Annotated in this window: 23 protein-coding genes and 3 pseudogenes; 18 read left to right on the forward strand and 8 right to left on the reverse strand. The window is 37.6% G+C overall.

The genetic code is table 11. The features are described from left to right. A pseudogene (locus CDZ88_RS17560) lies at positions 1-248 on the reverse strand (IS21 family transposase); the annotation flags it as partial. A gap of 347 nt (positions 249-595) precedes the next feature. On the opposite strand from CDZ88_RS17560, the gene CDZ88_RS02775 reads away from it, so the two are divergent. The 7 genes from CDZ88_RS02775 (at position 596) to CDZ88_RS02805 (ending at position 9,734) form a co-directional block, all read left to right on the forward strand. Then, entirely contained in the window at positions 596-2,536 is a 1,941-nt protein-coding gene (locus tag CDZ88_RS02775; RefSeq protein ID WP_100374579.1) for a DUF2075 domain-containing protein, read from the forward strand. 198 nt (positions 2,537-2,734) lie between these two features. After that, the gene (locus CDZ88_RS02780) at positions 2,735-3,055 is read left to right on the forward strand and encodes a hypothetical protein (protein WP_100372085.1); all 321 of its coding nucleotides are present in this window, start codon (positions 2,735-2,737) and stop codon (positions 3,053-3,055) included. A 13-nt stretch (positions 3,056-3,068) separates the two neighbouring features. Next, entirely contained in the window at positions 3,069-3,440 is a 372-nt protein-coding gene (locus CDZ88_RS02785) for an HIT family protein (protein ID WP_100372086.1), read from the forward strand. An 18-nt stretch (positions 3,441-3,458) separates the two neighbouring features. Further along, a complete protein-coding gene (locus CDZ88_RS02790; protein ID WP_100372087.1) occupies positions 3,459-3,788 on the forward strand; it encodes a nucleoside triphosphate pyrophosphohydrolase in 330 nt (109 codons plus the stop codon). Further along, positions 3,788-6,199, forward strand: a complete 2,412-nt coding sequence (locus CDZ88_RS02795; protein WP_100372088.1) for a DEAD/DEAH box helicase family protein — start codon at positions 3,788-3,790, stop codon at positions 6,197-6,199. The genes CDZ88_RS02790 and CDZ88_RS02795 overlap by 1 nt, the downstream gene beginning before the upstream one ends. Positions 6,200-6,366: 167 nt before the next feature. Continuing rightward, the gene (locus CDZ88_RS02800; RefSeq protein ID WP_100372089.1) at positions 6,367-6,762 is read left to right on the forward strand and encodes a (deoxy)nucleoside triphosphate pyrophosphohydrolase; all 396 of its coding nucleotides are present in this window, start codon (positions 6,367-6,369) and stop codon (positions 6,760-6,762) included. 92 nt (positions 6,763-6,854) lie between these two features. Then, the gene (locus tag CDZ88_RS02805; protein WP_100372090.1) at positions 6,855-9,734 is read left to right on the forward strand and encodes a DEAD/DEAH box helicase; all 2,880 of its coding nucleotides are present in this window, start codon (positions 6,855-6,857) and stop codon (positions 9,732-9,734) included. Positions 9,735-10,052: 318 nt separating this feature from the next. On the opposite strand, the gene CDZ88_RS02810 is transcribed toward CDZ88_RS02805, so the two are convergent. Further along, complete coding sequence (locus CDZ88_RS02810; RefSeq protein WP_100372091.1) at positions 10,053-10,238, reverse strand: hypothetical protein; 186 nt, start codon at positions 10,236-10,238, stop codon at positions 10,053-10,055. Between the two features lie 455 nt (positions 10,239-10,693). On the opposite strand from CDZ88_RS02810, the gene CDZ88_RS02820 reads away from it, so the two are divergent. Next, the gene (locus CDZ88_RS02820; protein ID WP_100372093.1) at positions 10,694-10,894 is read left to right on the forward strand and encodes a cold-shock protein; all 201 of its coding nucleotides are present in this window, start codon (positions 10,694-10,696) and stop codon (positions 10,892-10,894) included. A 188-nt stretch (positions 10,895-11,082) separates the two neighbouring features. Then, on the forward strand, positions 11,083-11,451 hold the full coding sequence (locus CDZ88_RS02825) for a nucleotide excision repair endonuclease (RefSeq protein WP_100372094.1): 369 nt from the start codon (positions 11,083-11,085) through the stop codon (positions 11,449-11,451). A gap of 224 nt (positions 11,452-11,675) precedes the next feature. Here CDZ88_RS02825 and CDZ88_RS17260 read toward each other — a convergent pair whose 3' ends face one another. Both CDZ88_RS17260 and CDZ88_RS02830 read right to left on the reverse strand, forming a co-directional pair. Further along, positions 11,676-11,834 (reverse strand): hypothetical protein, encoded by a 159-nt coding sequence (locus tag CDZ88_RS17260; RefSeq protein ID WP_157796445.1) that lies wholly within the window; start codon positions 11,832-11,834, stop codon positions 11,676-11,678. A gap of 169 nt (positions 11,835-12,003) precedes the next feature. Next, positions 12,004-12,588 carry a CBO0543 family protein gene (locus tag CDZ88_RS02830; protein WP_100372095.1) on the reverse strand — a complete coding sequence of 195 codons (585 nt, stop codon included), beginning with the start codon at positions 12,586-12,588 and terminating at the stop codon, positions 12,004-12,006. A gap of 264 nt (positions 12,589-12,852) precedes the next feature. Here CDZ88_RS02830 and CDZ88_RS02835 point away from each other — a divergent pair, with 264 nt between their 5' ends. Continuing rightward, positions 12,853-14,121 (forward strand): ATP-binding protein, encoded by a 1,269-nt coding sequence (locus tag CDZ88_RS02835; RefSeq protein ID WP_100372096.1) that lies wholly within the window; start codon positions 12,853-12,855, stop codon positions 14,119-14,121. A gap of 541 nt (positions 14,122-14,662) precedes the next feature. After that, positions 14,663-14,995 (forward strand): annotated as a pseudogene (locus CDZ88_RS17950) (pre-toxin TG domain-containing protein); the annotation flags it as partial. 21 nt (positions 14,996-15,016) lie between these two features. On the opposite strand, the gene CDZ88_RS02845 reads toward CDZ88_RS17950, so the two are convergent. Next, complete coding sequence (locus tag CDZ88_RS02845; RefSeq protein ID WP_100372097.1) at positions 15,017-15,787, reverse strand: hypothetical protein; 771 nt, start codon at positions 15,785-15,787, stop codon at positions 15,017-15,019. Between the two features lie 689 nt (positions 15,788-16,476). Between CDZ88_RS02845 and CDZ88_RS02850 the strand changes: the two genes are divergently transcribed. The 3 genes from CDZ88_RS02850 to CDZ88_RS02855 all read left to right on the forward strand — a co-directional run bounded on the left by CDZ88_RS02850 (position 16,477) and on the right by CDZ88_RS02855 (position 18,399). Beyond that, positions 16,477-16,893 carry a YhfM domain-containing protein gene (locus CDZ88_RS02850; protein WP_100372098.1) on the forward strand — a complete coding sequence of 139 codons (417 nt, stop codon included), beginning with the start codon at positions 16,477-16,479 and terminating at the stop codon, positions 16,891-16,893. Between the two features lie 6 nt (positions 16,894-16,899). Continuing rightward, positions 16,900-17,094 (forward strand): type 1 glutamine amidotransferase family protein, encoded by a 195-nt coding sequence (locus tag CDZ88_RS17265; RefSeq protein WP_157796446.1) that lies wholly within the window; start codon positions 16,900-16,902, stop codon positions 17,092-17,094. Between the two features lie 402 nt (positions 17,095-17,496). Continuing rightward, entirely contained in the window at positions 17,497-18,399 is a 903-nt protein-coding gene (locus CDZ88_RS02855) for an RpnC/YadD family protein (RefSeq protein ID WP_100372099.1), read from the forward strand. Between the two features lie 149 nt (positions 18,400-18,548). On the opposite strand, the gene CDZ88_RS02860 is transcribed toward CDZ88_RS02855, so the two are convergent. After that, the gene (locus CDZ88_RS02860; protein ID WP_100372100.1) at positions 18,549-18,899 is read right to left on the reverse strand and encodes a DUF2200 domain-containing protein; all 351 of its coding nucleotides are present in this window, start codon (positions 18,897-18,899) and stop codon (positions 18,549-18,551) included. 358 nt (positions 18,900-19,257) lie between these two features. On the opposite strand from CDZ88_RS02860, the gene CDZ88_RS02865 reads away from it, so the two are divergent. The 3 genes from CDZ88_RS02865 to CDZ88_RS02875 all read left to right on the forward strand — a co-directional run bounded on the left by CDZ88_RS02865 (position 19,258) and on the right by CDZ88_RS02875 (position 22,159). Beyond that, a complete protein-coding gene (locus CDZ88_RS02865) occupies positions 19,258-19,698 on the forward strand; it encodes an autoinducer (RefSeq protein WP_100372101.1) in 441 nt (146 codons plus the stop codon). A 271-nt stretch (positions 19,699-19,969) separates the two neighbouring features. Then, positions 19,970-20,728, forward strand: coding sequence for a MerR family transcriptional regulator (locus CDZ88_RS02870; protein ID WP_100372102.1), 759 nt, complete (start codon positions 19,970-19,972; stop codon positions 20,726-20,728). 330 nt (positions 20,729-21,058) lie between these two features. Continuing rightward, positions 21,059-22,159, forward strand: coding sequence for a Fic family protein (locus tag CDZ88_RS02875; protein WP_100372103.1), 1,101 nt, complete (start codon positions 21,059-21,061; stop codon positions 22,157-22,159). A 142-nt stretch (positions 22,160-22,301) separates the two neighbouring features. Here the strand turns inward: CDZ88_RS02875 and CDZ88_RS02880 are convergent, their stop codons facing one another. Together CDZ88_RS02880 and CDZ88_RS02885 are read right to left on the reverse strand one after the other, a co-directional pair. After that, the gene (locus tag CDZ88_RS02880; RefSeq protein ID WP_100372104.1) at positions 22,302-22,685 is read right to left on the reverse strand and encodes a hypothetical protein; all 384 of its coding nucleotides are present in this window, start codon (positions 22,683-22,685) and stop codon (positions 22,302-22,304) included. Positions 22,686-22,708: 23 nt separating this feature from the next. Further along, positions 22,709-22,912 carry a helix-turn-helix transcriptional regulator gene (locus CDZ88_RS02885; RefSeq protein WP_100372105.1) on the reverse strand — a complete coding sequence of 68 codons (204 nt, stop codon included), beginning with the start codon at positions 22,910-22,912 and terminating at the stop codon, positions 22,709-22,711. Between the two features lie 196 nt (positions 22,913-23,108). Between CDZ88_RS02885 and CDZ88_RS02890 the strand changes: the two are divergent. Then, positions 23,109-23,285: pseudogene (locus tag CDZ88_RS02890) on the forward strand (SAM-dependent methyltransferase); the annotation flags it as partial. Positions 23,286-23,331: the final 46 nt, after the last annotated feature.

Below are 23,331 nucleotides of genomic sequence, written 5' to 3' on the forward strand. Positions count from 1 at the left end.
GTCCTTCGGTATTTCCTTTTCTTCTTCATATCTTCCTTCAACCATTTATCCACAATATCTTTCACTGGCTCCATTACAGGAGCTGGTTGTGATTTTTTCCTTTTCTTCTCTGGTTGAAATTCCTCAAGGTCAGCATATTTTTTAACTGTTCTGATATCTTTATTTGTTCTTCTAGCCACATCCGAATAGGAATGACCTTTCGAATTAACTTCTTGTCTGATATAATTGATCTCGGTCACTTGTAACATCTCCTAAAACTACCTCCTGCCAGTATTGGGTCCAACAGGAAGTGTATTGAATTTTTGGGATGTTAGCAAGTGGCTTTTTTTGTGCAGCTGCCTCATCAGGCCACCTACATAAAAGGAGTGCCATACCCTACATTTTTATAATGCCATAAACATGGCTCTTTTTCTTTGTGCTAAAGAGCCATAAAATCTATACCATGTTGAAGGCTGATGTTTGGGATTTACAATAGAGACTCTATTAATCTAGCATTTTTTCTTTAAATACAATTCAGCATCTCCATGCATATCCATTTTTTAGTATAATAGTGTTAAGACGATTAACCTAAAAATTAGAACCGGATGTGATCACTATCATAGTCTATGAAGCTACGAAAAATGAATTTTTACAAGATGTCTTTCAGGATGAACTCGTCAATAATATTGTCCGGAATTATAATTCCAAAATTGGACGTATAAATGAGCGTGAGGTTCGTTCGTGGGACAACTCTATGCAATATATGTATCGGGTCTTAAGCGATCCTGATATTCCCGAAAATGCAGGTGTAGCGATTGAATTTAAAATTCCGCATACATCTAAACGAGTCGATATGCTGATTTCAGGTAAAAAGGAGCAACAGAATTCTGTTGTCATTGTTGAACTGAAGCAATGGGAAAAAGTCGAGGCTATCGAGGGTAAAGAAGCTATTGTAAAGACAATGATTAACCGTGGCGTACGTGAAACAACTCACCCTTCTTATCAAGCGTGGTCTTATGCTGCGTTAATCAAGGATTACAATGAGAATGCACAGAAGAGAGAAGTTGAATTTCATCCATGTGCCTATTTACATAACTATATTGACCAAGGTAACAATGATCCGCTTTTGAATCCCGTTTATGAATATTATCTGAAACAAGCACCTGTCTTTGTAAAAGGGAAGGCTGGGCAACTCCGTGATTTTATTAAGCGCTATATCCAGTTTGGTGATAACAAAGAGAATCTCTATCACATTGAGAATGGCCGGATTCGACCATCGAAATCACTGCAAGATTCGTTGAATAACATGCTTAAAGGAAACAAGGAATTTGTGATGATTGATGAGCAGAAGGTCGTTTATGAGCAAGCGATCCATATGGCCAAAGAAGCACGGAGAACTAATCAAAAGCACGTGCTAATCGTAAAAGGGGGACCAGGAACTGGGAAGTCTGTTCTAGCGATCAATCTACTCGTCGAATTAACAAAAGAAAGTATGGTCTGTCAATATGTTACGAAAAACGCAGCTCCGAGGAATATCTATGCGAATAAGCTAAAGCAAGACTTTAAGAAAGGTCATATTGATAACTTGTTTAAAGGTTCTGGAAGTTATATTAATGCACCAGAGAATGAATTTGGTGCGTTAATCGTTGATGAAGCTCATCGACTCAATGAGAAGTCAGGGATGTTCCGGCACTTGGGTGTGAATCAAACACAGGAAATCATTCACGCATCCAAATTTTCGATCTTCTTCATTGATGAACGGCAGCGGGTGACGTTGAAAGATGCAGGAAGCCTAGCTGAAATAGAAAAATACGCTGGTGCAAGTAATGCCACTATTGAAGTGTTGGAGCTAGAGTCTCAGTTTCGTTGCAGTGGGTCCAATGGCTATCTCGCTTGGCTGGACGATGTTCTTCAGATTCGTGAAACAGCGAATACTGAATATATGGGCGGCCAGTATGATTTTAGAATTTACGATAACCCAAATGACCTTAGAAAAGAAATTGAATTACTGAATGAAGCGATCAACAAATCTCGAATAGTGGCCGGGTATTGTTGGAACTGGGTTAAAGAAGGAAAAAGTGACCCCAGCTACCATGACATTGTTATAGAAGAATTTGACTTTAATATGAGCTGGAACTTGGATAATTCTGCTACATGGGCCATTGATCTCGAATCAGTCAAAGAAGCAGGATGCATCCATACTTGTCAGGGACTCGAATTTGATTACGTAGGCGTTATCATTGGTAGTGACATGAAATATGTAGATGGGGAAGTTATTACAAATCATACTGCACGAGCAAAAACTGATTCGTCACTTAAAGGTTTAAAGAAAATGCTTAAAAGTGAACCTGAGAAAGCAAGTCAGCTAGCCGATGACATTATTCGAAATACTTATCGCACCTTATTGACAAGAGGGCAGAAAGGGTGTTTTGTGTATTGCACGGATGTTGAGCTAGCAGAGTATTTGAGAGAGAGATATGAGAAGGTTAACAAGGCATATGCTGTGAATGAATTATTTGTGGGGAATGTGGCAGAGAGTGGAAATGGATATGAATAAGTGAAAGAATGTTGAAAGTAAAATAAACAAACGTTTATGTGGAGGTCTCAGTGTAAGACCTCTGACTAGACTATTGCTTTAACTGAATAAGAAATTACTACCACATTCTTAATGCTGATTAATGGTAATTATGATACTGTACCTAAAAAAAAAGCTGTAAATTACATTGATTATTCACGTTAATATAGGAGAGTTGTCATGCGGTATTTTATAATAATTTTCATAGCACTGTTAGTTTTATTTATTTTAATACTGAAGCAGAAAAAGAGAAGCAAGTTCAGTATTGTTCATACTGGAAATTCTATGAATGTGAATAAAGGTAAGCCATTAAATCAACATGTTAGGAAAGAGTTAATTAGATTGGCTGTTGATCAAGATCATTATTTATTTTTAGTCGCCCTGACAGAAGGAAGGGTTACTGATCAAGAATACGATCGTTGGGCACATTCAAGAAAACACGAAGGTCAAGAAGTGTTTCGGCAATTGTTAAGAAGACCCTATAAGACTAGAAAACTTTAAGGAAGTGACAATCATGAACTCAAACACTTGCCCATTTTGCTCAATAACAACGTACATACTTGAAAACGACCTTGCGTATGCGATCTATGATCAATATCCAGTCACAGAAGGTCATATCCTTGTGATACCTAAACGCCATGTGGCTGATTATTTTGAAGCGACAAGTGAAGAGCAAGTCGCGGTCCAATCATTAGTTAAAGGGGCTCGATCCCTCTTACTTGATACATATTCTCCAGATGGCTTTAATGTCGGAGTCAATTGCGGGGACGCAGCGGGACAAACCATATTTCACGCCCATGTCCACGTCATTCCAAGATACAATGGTGATGTAGAAGAACCTCGTGGTGGTGTTAGAGGGGTCATACCAGCAAAACAATCTTATTAGAAGAGGAAGGTTAGCATAATGCCTACTTATAACAAACTAGTGAGAGATCGAATTCCAGAGATTATAGAGAAAAGCGGAAAAGACTTTCGAACAAGATCATTAGATTCGACTGAGTATGATAAGGAACTTCGAACGAAATTAGTAGAAGAACTGCATGAGTTATTAGAGGCGACAACAAAAGAAGAAACGGTTGAAGAAATAGCTGATGTGTTAGAAGTTCTTTATGCTTTAGCGTCCATTCACCAAGTTGATTCAACGGAGATTGAGCAAGTGAGACAGAAAAAACATGATGAGCGTGGTGGATTTAAAGATCGTACATATCTCATTGATGTTGAGGATGAAACGTAATGCGTTTGATCACGGAATTGTTAATAGATGAAATTAAGGAATCGATTGAGAAGGCTTCTTCTATTTATATTGTGACCGCATTTCTCATGAAAACGGGTGTGGATTTATTGAAGCATCCATTAAAAGAAGCACTAGATCGTGGAGCAGAGGTGAAGATTTGTACGGGAGATTACATGTACATTACGCAACCTGATGCCTTGAGAGCGTTGTTTCTGTTAGATGAGCGTATTGAGATTCGACTTTGGCAGAGCAATGGGCGTTCGTTTCATCCGAAAGCCTATTTGTTTCAATTTGATGAAGATCATGGTCATGCCATTATTGGCTCATCGAACTTGTCTCGATCTGCGTTAACTCATGGTGTAGAGTGGAATGTCTCGATTCCTTCTCGTGACGGGGGCCAAGTGTATGAGGAGGCAATGCATGCTTTCATGAAATTGTTTTTAAATGATCACACCATTCCGGTTAATGATGTGACCATTTGTTCTTATGAAGAAGAATATAAACGAAAGAATGAAGCACGTGAAGGTCGACTGGTTGAATGGGATACAGATGATGAGAAGGAAATTATGTTTGGAGAGAAAGATAAAGAGCTGCCGATCATTCGAGATCAGTCACAGCCCTATCAAGTCCTTCAACCACGACAAGCTCAACTGGAAGCGTTAGAGAATCTAGAACAAACGGTTGAGGAAGGATATGACAAAGCGCTCGTTGTAATGGCTACGGGGTTAGGGAAGACGTATCTATCTGCTTTCTTTGCTCGTCGTTTTAAGCGAGTTCTATTTATTGCGCATCGTGAAGAAATTCTATATCAAGCAAAGAAAACGTTTGAACATGTGATGCCTAATCGGACATATGGAGTTTTTAACGGAAAGCAAAAGGAGAGAGACGCTGACTTTGTCTTTGCTTCGATTTTTTCAATGGCAAATCGTAAACAAGTGGAAGAGTTTGAACATGATGGATTTGATTTAATTATTGTTGATGAATTCCACCATGCTGCGGCGAATTCCTATCAACATGTACTCGATTACTTTTCTTACTCTTTCCTTTTAGGCCTTACAGCAACACCAGATCGAATGGATGGAAAAGATGTTTATGCCATTTGTGATGGGAATGTAGCTTACAAGATTGATTTTTTGACAGCGATCGAACGAGGCTGGTTAAGTCTTTTTCGGTATCACGGGGTATATGATGAAGTTGATTATTCTAAGGTAACATGGCTCGGGAAACGGTATGATGAAGCTGAGCTATTAGATCAACAATTACGTGATGATGTATTTGAAAATATTTACCGTGCCTGGATTTCGTACAAGCAATCTCGCACACTCGTATTTTGTTCATCCATAAAACAAGCGAATTTTCTAGCTCAATCTTTTAAAAATAGGGAAATCTCTTGTATTAGTCTACATTCGCAATCGTCACCGAATGATCGGAAGCAAGCGATTGCTATGCTTGAGAGTGGTCAGATAGAAATGATCTTAACCGTTGATCTATTTAATGAGGGAGTTGATATACCGACCGTTGATACGTTGCTCTTTGTTAGACCGACGGAATCGCTAAGCGTGTTTATTCAACAAATAGGAAGAGGATTACGTTTGTCTTCTGAGAAAGAAGCCTGTGTCATTATCGATCTAATTGGAAACTATCGTAATGCAGATTTGAAATTAAGAGTGTTTCGTCATGAGGTTGAAGACAAAAAGAAAAGAGAAACTATGATTCCAGAAGTACCTAGCTCTTGTTTCATTGATCTGGAAACGAAAGTCATTGATTTAATGACTCAGTTAAAGTTCAAGCGTAAACCAAGGCGCGAGGAAATGCTTTCGACACTGCAACATGTACGTGAGGAGTTAGGAAGAAGGCCAACGTATAAAGAGTTGCATTTACAAGGTAGCTTTGACGGGAGCCAGTATCGAGTAGAATTTGGTTCTTATTTTACAATGTTGAAGGAAGCGGGTTTATTAACGAAAGAAGAAGTGGAGATACATAATCATTACCTAGACTGGCTAAAAGAAGTCGAGAGTACTTTGATGACTAAAAGTTATAAGATGGTGATCTTGTCCTATATGCTCTCACGAGGGGTCGGAAAATGGGATCAGTCGATTACACCAGTTGAAGCCGCGCCGTACTTCCATCAATATTATATGTCTGAAGAATACCGTAAAAAAATTGATTTCTCTGCTAAGAATACAAAAGGAATGTGGGAATATAACGAGAAGAAGGTATCCTCTTTAATCGCAACGATGCCAATGACGAAATGGTCCGGTTCATCGAAGAGTTCAGCTACGTTTGATGGTGAGACATTTGGACTTTCATTTGATATCTTACCTGAACATAGAGAGACGTTATTTGAGTGGACAAAAGAAATATGCGATTACCGTTTGCATCGATACTTTATTAATAAAGAGAAAAGTTGAAGCGGCGTTTTGTGCTTAGTTCATTCGAGGTGTCCAAAGTTTCAAAGCAAAGTGGCCACTCAATGAACTATACTAGTCCCTTGCGCGATTACATTGTTAAATTACTGATGAAATGACACAAGATTTTTAATGCTATAATTAAAACCAACCAGAAAGGAGTCAAACCAATGAAGAAAAACATCCATGTAGTTGGAGCTGTCATCTTCCGTGACAATAAAATTTTATGTGCACAAAGAGGAACGGAGAAAGCTCTTCCTCTTCTGTGGGAGTTTCCGGGCGGTAAAATTGAGAAGGATGAAAGCCCTGAAGATGCATTGAAGCGAGAACTGCTTGAAGAGATGCATTGTACGATAGAGGTGCATGAACGAATTGAGCATACGGTTTATGAATATGACTTTGGGATTGTTCATTTAACGACATATTGCTGCAAGCTTGTTGAGGGAGAGCCTGTGTTAACTGAGCATGTCGACATGAAGTGGTTAACTCCAGAAGAATTACATACGTTAGAATGGGCGCCTGCTGATATTCCAGCGATTGAAAAAATTACATCTGTCTATGCGTAAGAGCTACTCACTATGAGTGGCTTTTTTCTTGTTTACAAACGCCTCTATTACACTTACAATTTTAGGTATAATAAGAATAGAATGGTGATCAGATGGATAATATACTAGCGAATTTGCAAGAGTCTATTTATAAAGGATTTATCGACCATTCTCAAGGTCGATCTTCTAAACATAAACCGAGACTACTTATTAATAATGTAGATACGAAAGAAACAATTCTTTCTGCGATTCAAGAGGAGCTTTTACATTGTAAAGACTTCTTTTTCTCTGTTGCATTTATTACAGAAAGTGGACTGGCAACGTTAAAGTCTAATTTATGGGATATGCATCAAAAAGGAATAAAAGGAAGAATATTGACCTCGACATTTTTACAATTCAATCAACCAAAAGTGTTTAAGGAATTATTGAAAATACCGAACGTAGATGTGCGTTTAACTAGTTTGAGAGGGTTTCATTCGAAAGGGTATATCTTCAAGCACTCTTCACATTTCTCTCTTATCGTTGGTAGTTCCAATTTAACCGCTCAAGCACTTAAGGCTAATTATGAGTGGAACGTAAAGTTAGATTCACATGAAAATGGTGAGATCATTCGCCACTTCACCCAACAGTTTGAAGAAATATGGGGAGAAGCGATTCCGCTTAGTTTACCTTGGATTGAAGAATATGAACGTACTTTTGAGCTTGAACAGTGGAGAAATAGAGATAGAATTGTGGAAATGCCGCTCGATTATCGGGTTAATTCTATTGAAGATGCGTTATCTGTGGTGCCAAATAAGATGCAAGAAGCGGCATTAGCCAGTATTGAGGCTGTTAGAGATGCTGGAAATAAGAAAACACTTATTGTGTCTGCGACTGGGACAGGGAAGACGTTGTTATCTGCTTTCGACGTGAGACGCGTTGCTCCAAAGAAAATGCTGTTTATTGTTCATAGAGAACAGATTCTACAGAAGGCAAAAGAAGATTACAAACTGATACTTGGTGGACCTGATCGGGATTTCGGTATTTTCACAGGCCATATGAAGGAGATGGATGCGAGATATATTTTCGCAACAATCCAAACGCTCTCGAGGGATGAAGTTCTTTCACAGTTTGTTCCAGGAGAATTTGATTATGTTTTAGTTGACGAAGTACATAAAGCGGGGGCTAGTACATATGTAAAGGTAATGAATTATTTTCAACCTAACTTCATGATGGGTATGACAGCTACACCAGAGCGTACAGACGACTTTAATATATTTGAGCTTTTTGATTACAACATTGCTTATGAGATTCGTTTACAAGAGGCTTTAGAGGAAGACATGCTTTGTCCATTTCATTACTTTGGTGTAACCGAATATGAGCATGAAGGAAAATTGATTGATGAAACCACCACTCTTGCAAAGTTAGTCACAGAAGAACGTGTGCAGCACATTATGGAAAAAGTCAATTACTATGGGCATTCAGGAGATCGCGTCCGTGGATTGATGTTCTGTAGTCGAAAAGAAGAGGCGGTCGAATTATCGAAGGCGTTAAACGATTGCGGATTACGAACAGTTGCTTTACTAGGAAATCATTCTCAAGATGAACGCTTACGTCGAGTGGAAGAGTTAGAAAGAGGAGCGTTGGATTATATTATCACCGTTGATATCTTTAACGAAGGGGTAGACATTCCAAGCATCAACCAAGTGGTCATGTTACGACAAACACAGTCTAGTATAATCTTTATTCAGCAACTTGGTCGTGGCCTGCGCAAGCATGATTCGAAGGAGTTCGTAACGATTATTGATTTTATCGGAAACTACAAAAATAATTACCTTATACCAGTAGCGCTGTCAGGAGATCGTTCTCAAAATAAAGACTCGATTAGAAAAAAAGCCAAGGACACGTGCTATATTACTGGGGTTTCTACAATAAACTTTGAAGAGGTAGCTAAAAAGCAAATTTTCCAATCTATAAATGACTCTAAACTCACTTCTATGAGGATTTTGAGAGAGGCTTATATTGAGTTGAAAAATCGATTGGGAAGAGTTCCTACGTTGCTAGATTTTTATATAAACAACTCCATTGATCCAGCCGTGATTGTTGCAGAACATAAAAATTATTATCAATTTCTTGTGAAAGTCAGGGAAGAAGTTCCGCAGCTTAACGATCACCAGCAAGCAGTTCTGACGATGTTGTCGCAGGAAGTGCTCAGTGGAAAAAGAAAGCATGAAATAGCATTGTTACAGTTGTTAATGGATGAGGGAGTAATTGAAGAACGTCGTATTATTGAACTGTGGAGAGAGAAAGGCTATCTAACGGATGACAGTACGTTGATATCTGTTCAACGTATACTTGATCTATCATTTTATACATCAGCATCTGTTAAAAAATACGGGGATAAGCCCATCGTAATTTTGGAAATGGATCGATTCAGATGGCATCCTGATGTTATAGAATCTCTGCTGAGTAATTCCTACTTTTATGAGCAGGTTAAGGCCATCTTACAAGTAGCAGAAGAGAAAAGTAAGAGATATGACAATGGCAAGGCTCTTACGCTCCATGAGAAATACTCTCGTAAAGATGCATGTAAGCTCTTGAATTGGCTTAATGACGAGAGTTCGACGATGTATGGATACAAAGCGAAGCATGGCACTTGCCCAATCTTTGTTACGTACCACAAACAAGAAGAAGTAGGGTCGAGCATTAACTATGGTGATACATTCTTGAGTCAAGATGTGTTTCAATGGTACACGCGAAGCAATCGTACATTACGGTCTGAAGAAGTAAAGAAAATCTTAAACGCTGAGGAGACGAATCTCATCTTGCATTTATTCGTAAAGAAGGATAACGCAGAAGGGACAGACTTCTATTACGTAGGAGAAGCGACTCCAGATGCAGAGACGATTGAGCAAACAACTATGCCTGGAAGTGATTTATCGGTAGTGCGTATGCAATTTAAGTTGAAGGAAGCGGTCGAGACTTCGCTATATCATTACTTAATTGAGGAGTAACTGGGAGTATAGATTGATAATTCATATTCAAGCCAAATTCTTTGGGGCGTGTGACGGTTAAGGCGTATCTAACATTGGAGACTGGGGAGTGATGGCATATTTTCAGTCCTGCCGTAAATGAAATGATAGAGTTGGATACAGAGTTCTCCAGAGTTCTCAGCGTCAGACCCCCACCGCACTAATGCTGTACTTAACCGGGGTACAGGCACCAATACCCCGTAAAGGGAGCTGAGAGGCAAGTCGTGGAATATAGAGACCTTAAAGAAAAGCCGTTGTCGGTGTTTAAGGTAATGGTGGGGTTGCTTTCTTAAGCACCAGTTACGCCTTCCCTTCCTTCTTCCCCTTATAAGGAAACAGCCGTCTAAGAAGCAGGAAACCAGCTGTTAAGAGTAAGCTCATCAAAAGATTAGAAATCCAACTTTTCTCATCATAAATAAATAATTGTCCTATAAAAATACAAGTGAAGTAAACCATCGCTACAATGTAGTCGATTTTTCGGTTCATTTTGCTCATCTCCTAATCTTGCAAATTACTTCCAATTGTAACATGGTTGGATTTGGGATCAATGGAGATCGGACATTTTATAAGATGAGCTTATACTATTACAAATTCACTAGCTTAAGTACGTGTGGGCAGGAGTGTACTGGTGGAAATGGTAGAGGGATCTATAGTATTTCTGTTCTTATTAATGATCAGGAGTATGCGGCTGCTACAAATAATGAGGGTTACGAGAAGGGTGAACGATCCTTAGGAGGAAGCTTCCTATATAGGAGTGCAAAGAAGAGTTTAAAGTTAGATATGGATGACTATTTGCCTTTTGGAATCTTATCTGTTATTCTTAAGTAGATCTATTTTTGGTCGATTTTAGGAATGAATAAGTGCTTAAACTTTTCGCCTTTGATAATTGAACATCTATAGTAATAAATGGTGGACGTAATTCACCGCAGGAGGAAACATACATGCAAGAAGGTACAGTAAAATGGTTTAACGCAGAAAAAGGATTCGGTTTCATTGAAGTTGAAGGTGGAGATGATGTATTCGTACATTTCTCAGCTATCCAAGGCGAAGGATTTAAATCTTTAGACGAAGGTCAAAAAGTTACATTTGACACTGAGCAAGGTCAACGTGGACTTCAAGCTATTAACGTAAACAAAGCATAATTGAGAAAGGACTCTAATCTAGAGTCCTTTTTTATCTAAACAAACAATACAAAAAAGACTGACTAATGAATACCTAGAATACCTAGCTATTTACTGAATGGGCTAGAGAAATAATTAAAATAGAAATACATATCCATATCCACTAATGTTAGCATTTGTAGTACTCTTTAAAAAGGAAGTGAGCTTTCGTGATAAACATAACGATTCCAACACCGGATGTAACGATTACCAAACAGGATGATCCAGAGCTAAGTAATATCTATGGTTTTACTGATTTTCATCTGATCCCTAGAGATAAGGGTGGTATTTTTATGTTTTATAATGACAAGAAAGAGTTATTGTTCGTCGGTAAAGCAAGAAAGTTAAGACAAAGAATCAAGAAACATTTTGAGGATACTGTATCGCCAATCAAAATGCATAGAGATGAAGTTACTAAAATTGATATTTGTATAACCGAGGGCCCTGTACATAGAGAAATCTATGAGACGTTCATTATTAATGAACTCAAGGCGAAGTACAATGTAGACAAAGTGTTTTTTAAAGTGAAATCTGAATAAAGAAAAGCAATAGGTACAGCGGAGTTAGGCTGTACCTATTGCTTTTTTTACTTCCAAGTACATTCTTTTTTTGACATTCTGGCGTCAGACCCCCACCGCACTAATGCTTTACTTAACTGGAGGACAGGCACCAATACCCCTATGCTAAAACACGCTTATATAGAGTAATACAGTAATTCCCACTGTCTCCCTCAGCTGCTGTAATTTCAAAAGTAGTAGGATTATTAACTGACTGAGAAGCAGTATTCCCTGGCTTTTTTTGAAACAACAGTTAGCACAGGGTAAATATCAATCGTTGAAAAGACGGCTTCAAATCGGTAGGTAGGTTCTAAATCATATAAATCTTGCAGGTCAAATAGGCTTCCTTGTCGTATAATAGTCATAAGGGAGTCTTCCTCCAGTCTTTAGTTTGGTTTGGTCACTTAACTAATTCGACTTTTGGGGAGGTACTCCTTTTTTTGTGTCTTGAAAACCTTGCGAGACTAAGGGTTCAAATTATGAAATTCGTTCAATTAAGCCCACAAAAAAAGAGAGGTACGTAGTTATACATCCCTACTCCTTATACTTCGGGGAATTTTGCATCTTTAAGAAAATGTTTGTAATAAGCTTTGAAAATAAAAATATTATGCAATACAAAATAAATAGATAAAAATAATTAGTCCCTTTATGTAAAACAAATAAATTTAGATTTACCAGTAAAGGTTTAAATGCAAAGGATAATATTAGTGACATGGCTATAGAAGAAATATAAAAATTCTTCTTATGGTTTATTGACCATTGATAAGTCAGCATAAACAAAATTGGAATTAAAACGGCATCTAAAGTTAGGTTACCAGGAATGTATGGAATTAACTGAAAGGGATAACTGAAAAATCCATGTTTAACACCAACTATATCAATATAACTGAACCAAATGTGAATATTCATACCATAAAAACCTAAAAGTAAAATATTCTTCCTATCTATAACGAAATACAGAACAACCAAGGGAAGTATGAACATAAATAAAACTGCCTTAAATCCCCAGGTATTAATATGGGAATATTGTTGCCAGTACTCTAACTGGGATTGGCTTAGTTTTTCTGTCATTGAAGTTACTTTACTAAGGGCTTCCAATTGCCCTTTTGACGTTAACATAAAATTAATCCCACCTTTTTATTTTTATTATTGGTAGGGAAATATGAAATTATTCATCTTACATACTGCGCAGTAAAGTTACACCTTTGTGAAGAAGTAAACTTAACCTAAAGAGGTATTCGTTTAATAAAATAGTGAGAGCCTTTCTTACAGTTAAAAGCAAAAAGCAACTAAAGGTGAACATTTCACGCAATATTATGATAATATTTAATTGTTAGATATTCCCGTCATTTTTAATTCCTACGTTATGGAAGTTGGTGTAGTATGATTGATATAGTAAAAGATTTTACATTCAATGCATTCTTATTAGTAACATTTATTCTTATATACTCTAAATCTATAAGAGGTAAATTAAATCTTCAAATTCCTAATAAAATAACAATATTTAGTCTAACTTCAGTTCTAATCATAATATGTATGACGTTTCCAATTCCTTTTTTTGAAGGACATGTTTTTGATTTGCGGCAAGTGCCATTTATTCTTGGTGCTCTATATGGGGGGAGAAAAGTTGCTTTCCTGTTGCTCATTATCTTGCTTTCATATCGTTTTTATTTAGGTGGTGAGGGCTTTTATGGTGCTTTGGCAACAAATATGTTACTTTTCACTACATTATGGTATACAATTCCCATTTTTAATAAAATTAATAATTTAAACAAAAAGATAAATATATCTTTATTAATGGGTAGTTTAGGGATAATTTGGATGGTCATTGTTATATTCATATTTTTCTCTTATAGGATTACTGAGACATTTTGGAGTTTAATACTAATTTTTATTGTTATTCAGTGTTTGGCTGTTGCGATTTGTGTTTATTTTTTTGAGAAGTCTAAATTAGAAAATGCAGTTACAATAAAGATAAAAAGATTAGAAAAATTGAACACAGTTAGTGAACTGGCTGCAAGTATTTCGCATGAAGTTAGAAATCCCTTAACCACTACAAGAGGGTTTATTCAATTATTACGCGATCCAAATTTAACAGAAGAAAAAAAGAATATGTATATAGAACACTCATTAAATGAATTAGACCGAGCAACAAGTATCATTTCGGATTATTTGACCTTTTCTAAACCAGATTTAAAGCAAGCAAAAATATTAGAATTAAATAAAGAATTTAGTCATATTCTAGCAATTATCGAACCTTATGCTTCTTATAATAATGTTGAACTAAAGCTTGAGAAAGCACAGGAAGATATACTGATATTTGGGGATTCTTCAAAAATTCAACAGTGCTTCATAAATCTTTTGAAGAATGGAATTGAAGCGATGCCAGAAGGTGGAGTTCTTACAATAGAGCTGAAAAAAAATAATAACAATGCAATTATAGTGGTTTCCGATACGGGTATAGGAATGAATGAGGAAGAAATAAATAATTTAGGAACACCATATTATTCAACCAAAATAAAAGGTACTGGCCTTGGAACAATGGTAGTATTTAGTATTATTCAAGCTATGGAAGGAAAAATCCGAGTTGAGAGTGAGAAAGAAGTAGGGACACGGTTTACGATTACAATCCCAATCATTGAAAATGAGTAAATGATAGCTTTATGAAAATTCAAGTTTGAAACTACGTGGACATGTCAGGGGTTAATAAATTATAATATTTCGTTCCTTTTATTGTGTAGTACAACGATATTTTATTGCACAATTTGGCACGTTTGTGGAAGACTATAATCCTAACTCCTCGGTAAAAACAAGGAGTATTGAGCTTATTCACTTCAAAATCCAGGTCGTTTTTTCTTTTAGTACACTCAATTATAGCAATTGGTAAATTTAGTGGCTGTAATCACGATCAAAAGCGATGCTTAATCAAGCATCGCTTTTGTTACGCTCGTTTTTCTTGTTTAATCGGGTACGCATTCGTTTGGCTTCGATTCTTTACGGAGGAGATGGTATAGGCGGCAAGGGCTGACCAGATGAAGAGAAATGCGATAAGATGGGCAGATGCTGAGGCGACAGAGGAATTGCGAGCGTTTTTGGAGGTAGAGTGTCAACGACCATATTTAATGGCGGCTTAATCGGAAATGAAATTGTCGTTTCCTAATAACGTTCGCCACCGACATGTGGAGTTGACCCAGTAACTAAAAGGGAGTTAGAAGGATGGGAACAATACTTTGCAGCAGCTGGCATTCTTGCAGGAGGCTTTGCTAAGCTAGGGGTTAAAGGGGTTAAAGGGGTTAAGGGTGTTAGCGGAAATGGACCTGGGCTTGAAACTAAAGGTTACCAACCTGCCCCAGGTGAAAGAGGGATTCCTAAAGAGGAGTGGAAGGCGCTTGCTAGAGAACAACGAGTAGAGACCAATTATCCTAGACCATCTATTGCGACCAGGCCCCAAACATTAAGATTGGTGGACATCCACTTTCGTTACTGGCAGCCAATCTTAAAACAAATAAAAGTAGCCCTTTTATAGAGCTACTCAGAAAATCAAATATTAATAATATAGTCCGCCATTCCCTTTACCATGACCACGAATCTCTAACCACACACTACTAGGTCTGTAAGATAACGCTAAGCTAGTTTGATGATTTGTACGATTACCTGAGACATATCTTGAACCTATAGTTATATCAGCGTTAGTAGATCTTGTTACAATCAAATATGAAATTCCAGGACCAATTGCAGTTTGTTCGCTGATATTTAAAATTAGCGCTGTAGAAGGAGGGTTAAATGAAGGTGATGATGTAGAACTTTTTTGGTTAAAAGTAAATGTTCTAATTAATCTTCCTGACATAATTGAAACTTCATCAGAATTATTACTAGTTAATGAAACTTTGTCAAAGTCATTCTTTACTACATTATATTCATCAAGTTTTAATGGTTTTTTTGAAATGAATATCTTCCAATCCTTATTAAATTTCACTAGATCATATGGTATTTGTAATGTAGCACTGTTGTATTCAACTTCAACTAAATATGTATAATGATCTTCATCAATTTTCTCTTCGCTTAATAAAGTATAATTAACTAAAGGATCATTTTCAATAGATTGTTTATAACTTGAAATAGCTTCTGTAACAGCGGTAAAGCGTTCATCCCTAACATAATTAACATACTCTTCGACGTTACCCTCTACTACAGCATCAAGAGCTTTAATTAGTGTTTCTTCTGGACCTTCAAATGTACTGGCAAAGACATTCGTGGAAATTGTAAGAAAAAGTAAAAGAGCAAAACTTGAACAAAATAATAGTCTAACAGTTTTCATTTTCAACACTCCCTTTTTCTAGTAATTACCAAATGATAATAACATTTTTTCTACAACAATGCTAGTTTTTTTGAGTAATAAACGCTTAGAAGGGCTCTTATTGCGATTTTAAGCGAAATAAACACGAAAAAAGCTCCAAAATGGCCCAGGAGCCAAAATGGGGCTTTTTAAACGACAAAAATCACTATCCTTGAAAGGAAGTAGTCATTTTAAGTATTACCAAAATAAAGTATACTCACTGACATTTCCTAAATGCAAGGTTAAGGTTTTTTGGTTTCCTTGATGGCAACCTTTTTAGCCTTTAGGCAATAACGTAAAATCTATAAATTTAGAAAGAAAAATATAAAGATCGAACCCCTTTTAAGATATGGTGCCTGTCACCACCCGGAATTCCACGAATTTTGTCGAGTGAAAATAAAGAATAGTCTGTTTGTTCACTTCAAATCCAAGTCAAAGTCCCAATTTTTCGATGAACTTAATGATGACTAGTGGTATGTTTAGTGGCTGTATTCAATAAACAAAAGCGATGCTGTAATCAGCATCGCTTTTGTTACGCTTATTTTTGCTGTTTGATTAAGTCTGCTTGATCTCTATCTCTCCTAGAAAAGATGTTTTGACTATATAATGGAATGGACATGACTTTTAGGTAAGTAGCTAAATTAAGCAAAGAAGAATTGGGGAGATGTATTTTGAGAAGATTAATCATAACATTGATTCTAGTTGGTGTGATCATCAGTGGTTGTATGTCTTTTGGAGAAACCATGGTGTTATTAGATGAGTCGATCGAGCGTGTGGATATCTCTGTGTCAAATGGGGTTGGTGAGATAAATGACGAGGTTTTTGTATCCTATACGGACAAGAAGTCGATTCAAGTATTTGAAAGTGTCATAACGAATGCACGGGAGGATCAAGTGGATGTGAGTATGACCCCAGATTACGACCTCGTTGTTTCTTATGGCGACAACTTCCCCTCTCATGCGATCTATGTCTGGCTGGGAGAAGCGGGAGAGGAAAGCGTGCTCTCTTATCTAGCAGGAGACGGCGAGACGTATGTGGCAGATGCTCAGGCGACAGAAGAGTTGCGAGCGTTGTTGGAGCTTGAATGATGACGAGTGCTTAAATCGAAAAGGATGTTTACAAGGGATAGACATATTCTAGCTATTTCTGGTGGTGGCTTTTCTGAAGAGGCTCATGCTTACATTGATGGTTATTTATTGGAAATCCCAAAAAAACAAAGACCTTTAAAGATTGCGTTCGTTGCGACAGCCAGTAATGATGCACAAGGGTATATTGATAATGTGACGTGAAGGCTTAAGAAATAGCATAGTAAGTATAACTGAATAGAAAGCGCAAACCCAAGGCCCTGACCATGACTCAGTTTATCGCCTTGGGTTTTTCTTATTTAAATTCAACGCTAACGTATCTTCCAAACAATTCGAATTACCCGTATTAGAAAGTTACATTTGGACGGAGGAAACCATTCACGCTGCATCTAAAGAAATGAGAAGGATTTCGTCGGCTTATGTAGAAAGTAATTTCACCAACATGTAATCGAAGTCATTTCCCTTCACATTCAAAACTCCTAACTATCTCTCATCCATTCTATCCACGATCTTCTTGCCCCACTGCTTACCAAAAACAATCATCCACAAACTCCCAACCAACTTCAATCCAATCATGCTAAAATAACTGAAAGGATGACTTCAAAGATGCAGGAAAGAACCAAAATTGCATATAATAATTATGATATTATCTTTCGCCACATGACCGAACAATTCAAGAATAAGGCACTTGATTTTTATGGGATCAAAACGGCTCCTATTGTTAGAGTTGAACCGACTGATCTGCCAACTATTACAGTCAACGATCGCAGAATGGATTTTATGTTTCTCTTAGCCGATGACACCTATTTACATCTAGAGTTCCAGACAACGTACCATGAAAAGGACTTAGATCGTTTTCTGCAGTATGATGTCAGTGCATATGAGCGATACCAGAAGCCGATTCACACGGTGATCATTTACGGAGCCAATATAGAAAGCGCGTGTACGAGTAAAAATTATGGTTCCGTTAGCTACAAAACGGATATAATTTTAATGAAGGAATATGATGGTGATCAAGTCCTTTTAAACCTTTGGACAAAGATTGAGAATGGTGAAAAGTTGACGGAGATTGATGAGCTTCATCTCATGTTTGTCCCTTTAATGAAGAGCGAGGCAAACCGATCTGAGCGAGCAATTGAGACCGTAGAATTAGTCAAAAGAATTGATGATGAAGACCAACAAATAAAGTTAATGGCAGCGATTATCGCGATCAGTGATAAATTCATCGATAAAGAATATGTGGAAAAACTGATGGAGGTGTTACATATGGCAAGAGTTATGAGATTAGCGGAGGAAAGAGCAGAGATACGTATCCAACAAGACAACATTGTTTCTTTCTTACAAGGTCGATTTGGAATGGATGTGAAGCAGATACAAGAAGAGGTAAAAAAGATTATAGAAATTGATGCGCTTAATTCGTTATTGTATGAATTATATCGTATAAGTGACCGTCAAAAAGCGATTGAACTAATTGAAGCTGCGGTAGGAAAGCAGAACAGATCTAGGTAATTGAGGTAGAGGATCATAGTGATGTGAGAGTATGAGAGGACCATTCAGTAGTAATAAAACGTATAAAACCAAGACAAAGGGAAACCCCTGGCGCCTTGGTTTTTAATAGTATCATTTATTAGGGGACAGACAACTTAGAGATATAGAAATCATCCCCTCAAAATCTTCTCCATCGCTTTTCCTTTTGCTAGTTCATCGATCAACTTATCCAAATAACGAATTTCCTGCATCGTTGGTTCTTCAATCTCTTCTACTCGGACGCCACAGATCACACCTTTGATAAGTGAACGTGAAGGATTCAGTTTCGGAGCTTTCGCAAAGAAGGTTTCAAAGTCTGTCTCGTCCTCAAGTAGTGCTGCGAACTCTTCCTCGCTATACCCTGTCAACCAATAAATGATCTCGTCAACTTCTTCTTTCGTCCGACCTTTTCGCTCTACTTTTGCAATATAGAGGGGATAGACTCTTGCGACACTCATTGTGTAGATTTTATGTTTGGTCATGTAAAGTCCTTTCTTAAATCGTTTTCTTTATTATAGTTTGAAAAAGACGTCAGTGCCAGGAACTACATTATGGTTTACTTACTGATTATGGTTCGATACTGTGATTTTAAACAATTATTGATAGATAAGTGACAAAAAACCTATTATTCAACGAACGGATACTTCAAAGAAAGAAGTTAGGCTCTTTTTTCGTGAGAGAGCATCTGATAAGTAATATTCCCGAAATTACACACACTAGAATGGATGTTGGAAAACTGTTATTGGAGGAATTATTTTGAAACTGTCGTTAATGAAATATTTAATAGTTGCAGTGGTCATAGTTTTGTTTATGTTTAATAACTCATTTGGAGTAAACGCAATGTCTCATGAACAAAAACAGATTGAGGACTTTATTAATGAGAATAACTATATCACCGCTGAAGAAGCGACCAAGCAGTATGAACAACAGATTGGTAAAGCCATTTCTCTTCCTAAAAGATTACCTTTTGAGCCTACCCATCGTTTCGGTCACGTGGATGAAGAAGGTCGCTTAAAATTGCATTATATGAAGTATGATGATCAACAGGATACTCTGGATTTCATATTATATGTGATGTCTGAACCTGAGTTTGGTAAACATAATTTATCGAATGATAAAATGGTCAAGTTACGTAACGGGTCTGAAGCATACTATAGAGAAATCCCAAATGTTCTTCTCACATTATCTCTTAAGAAATGCGGAACGGGCTATATACTTGGAGGCAGTGAAACGGATAATTTAAATTTGAAAGTGTTATTAGAGACGGCTGAATCGATTTAATTGATATTCAACGAGCGGGTAGCAATTGAATAAGAACAATACATTAAAGACAAAAAAGCTTTGGGATATTCTCAGGCTTTTTTGTGTGCTAGTGACACTGTTGATTCTCTTTTTAGTTAGGCAACAAAACCATATGTCATTTGAGCTGCACTTCGGATTGTCTTAACATTAAAGGAAAACCCCTGTTGCTATTCTCGAAAAAAAGATAATAATCTGTATTGACCTTCACGTTGCGTCAAGGTGTACAGTAAAGATGTCAGGAGGTGCTGAGATGGAATATACCGTTCAAAAGCTGGGGCAGCTAGCTGGGGTTAGTGCGCGGACGCTTCGGTATTACGATGAAATTGATATTCTGAAACCAGCCAGGATCAATTCGTCGGGGTACCGTATTTACGGGCAGGAAGAGGTAGACCGTTTGCAACAAATATTGTTTTACAAAGAACTTGGCGTCGGGCTCGAGCAAATTAAAGAGATATTGTGCGATCCTTCCTTTGACGCTGTCGCAGCGCTACAATCGCACTACGGTGAGCTTCTTGACAGAAAAAAGCAGCTGGAGCGTTTGATTGTGAATGTGGAAAAAACGATTTCAGCGCAAAGAGGAGAGAGGATCATGTCCGATCAGGAGAAATTTGAAGGTTTTAAGAAGCAGTTAATAGAAAAGAATGAGAAGATGTACGGGGACGAGGTACGCGAAAAGTACGGAGAGGAAGCTGTGGAACAATCGAATCAAGTCATGAAAAATATGACCAAAGAGCAGCACGAAGCCGTTACGCGCCTTAGCGAAGAGGTGAATGAAGCGTTACGTCTTGCGATGAAAACAGGAGATCCAGCAGGCGAGCTAGCACAAAAAGCGGCCGATTTGCATAAGCAATGGATCAACTTTTACTGGGGACAATACAGCAAAGACGCGCACTTGGGTCTTGCGCAAATGTATGTCAGCGATGAGAGATTTACAGCCTATTATGACAAAATAGAGCCAGGGGCTGCGGTATTTCTACGCGATGCGATTGCGGTTTACACAAGCAAATGATAACAGAATTTTATTGTGAGGCTCTTTTCGGAAAAGTAAGGTATGACTTAAAGACGTAGTGAATAAAAAGCGAAACCTCAAGGCCTCTTCTAGTTTAAGGCCTTGGGGTTTATGTAGTATTGAGGCGAGTTTATTTCGATGGACTTGAGCATGGTTGAATATTCGAATATCTCGTATAAATTATTTGAGAAAAAAGAAGTAGAATCCGTCACCGTTTTATCCCGCACCACACTCCATCTCAGGTTATTATTTAACAGTAATTATCGTTATAATGTTAATTATAGTATAATAAGATAAAAATGAGTTAAAAATGATCGTTAGGAGGGTGAGATGAAAAGACCTTATCAATTACCGATGCTACCAATCTCCTTTGAAGCGGAAACAGAGTTAGCTTTTTATAAAAAGGTGACTGAGGCTTCCACTAAATTGGAGAAACTTAAACAGAAACTGCGATATTCCCTTGTAAATGAATCTTTCTTGCAACTCCTTACCCTACAGGAATCTGTGCAATCGACAAGGATTGAAGGTACACAAGTCACATTTAGTGAAATGCTAGAAGATCAAATTGAAGAGGGGACAGATTGGGAAAAAGTCGAAGTGAGAAACTACCAACGAGCGATGAAACTTGGTGTAGAGGCTATACAAACTGGATATCCTCTTACTCAAAGATTGATAAGAGACATGCATCGTATTCTTATGGAGGATGGTCGCGGTTCAACGGGTAGTGCCGGTGAGTACAGGAAAATACAAAACTTTATAGGGCCTACTAAAGACATGAAAGATGCTTCCTACATCCCACCTGAACCACAAAAAATGCATGATTATATGTCGAACTTAGAGTTTTTTATTAATGGCTCTCCGTATCAAGAATTAGAAGAGACTCTACATCCGTTAATTAAGAATGCAATTATTCATGCACAATTTGAATCCATTCACCCTTTTTTGGATGGAAATGGTCGTTTAGGTAGAATATTAATCGTTTTATACCTATTGCAAACTAATATTATCGACTCTCCGTTCTTCTTTATTAGTGAAGAACTAGAAAAAGAAAGGTTCAAATATTATGCTCTTTTGAATGGTATGCGTTCGATTGGGAAGTCTGCTCCGGATTGGAAGAGTTGGATATTGTTTTTCCTTGAAGCAACTAATCGAATGGCAGATCAACAATATCGTAAGCTCGATCAAGCTGAACAATTGTTCCAAAGAGGAATTGACCAACTGACTCAACCATCTACTAAAAAAGTATGGGAGACCCTTTTTGAATTACCTGTTGCAACAGTCTCACAAATTCAACTAAAAACAGATCTAGCTCCAGCTACGATCCGTCGAAGCCTACGTGAGTTAGTACAATTAAATCTGGTATTTGTGGATGATCGTAAGAGAAATCGACGCTACTATCATTACGATCTAATAAGCATCATGAGTAAATAAGTATGTTACAGTACTTATCAATATCTATTACATTGCGATCTTCAAGCTTATTAGACACGTAACGTAACCCCAAGACCTTGACTCAATCTGTGGCCTTGGGGTTTCATTATGTGTAGGTGAATTGATATTATCCGTTGTTCTTTTAGTAGCGCTTTGACAAGATCACAAACGAAGTGAATACGGTTATGATCGTTAATGTTGCTAACAGGCATACCGTCTGATAGCCAGTTAAGTTTATGAAGTCTAGTTGAAAAAGAAGCATGAAAATCAACATATAGCCTAAGATAAAGAAATAACTAAAGAACATGCCTCTTTCACGAATTCGTTTAGACCGTTCATCATTCTCTTTAAACTGTGGATATAAATATGCGAGACAAAAAGCCATGACAGCTGTCCCAACAAAGATCAGCTCATGCCCAACAAAAAAATTGCCAGAGGCTATACTAGCATAGGTGATCAGTAAGCTATACATGGAAAATACAATGCCATTAATGAAGAAAAACCTTCTCCCCACTTTACTACTCATTTGCCTGACATCCCCTTTCTCTTCTATTCATCTTCATCATCTATAAGGAAAACTTTCTCTACGATTGTGTTAAAGCTGCGTGCAATCTCGATGGCTAAAGGCAATGAAGGGTTATAACGCCCTTTTTCAATTGAAATAATAGTCTGTCGGGACACGCCAAGCATGTTGGCTAAATGTTCCTGAGATATTCCATGTTCTTGCCTGAATTCCTTGATCCGATTTTTCATATCATCACTCTTTCCTCTCTACACAACTATTGTAGTGTAAAGGTTACTTTACTGTCAAGGGTACTTTACATGGTTGGCAGAGAAAGCCTCCGCTTGACTCAAGTCATCAACATCTCACCCATTCACTTCTGATGGTAAAATGACAGCAGTAGCAGTGAGATCGGCTTGTCAATTACATAATAAAGGAGAGCTATCAATGAACCCTTGGAATGCTCGTTTTCAAGATGAGAACTATATTTACGGTACCGAACCGAATGTGTTTTTGGCGGAAACGCAGAAGAGACTTCAATTATCAGGAGATGCGTTGGCCATTGCAGAAGGCGAAGGACGCAATGCAGTGTTTTTAGCCGAGCAAGGAATGAATGTGACGACGGAGTTATGGGTGTCAGACCCTCGACACAGTGATGCTGCACTGAATT

Source organism: Bacillus sp. FJAT-45037, from assembly GCF_002797325.1.
Classification (GTDB): Bacteria; Bacillota; Bacilli; order Bacillales; family Bacillaceae_D; genus Alkalihalophilus.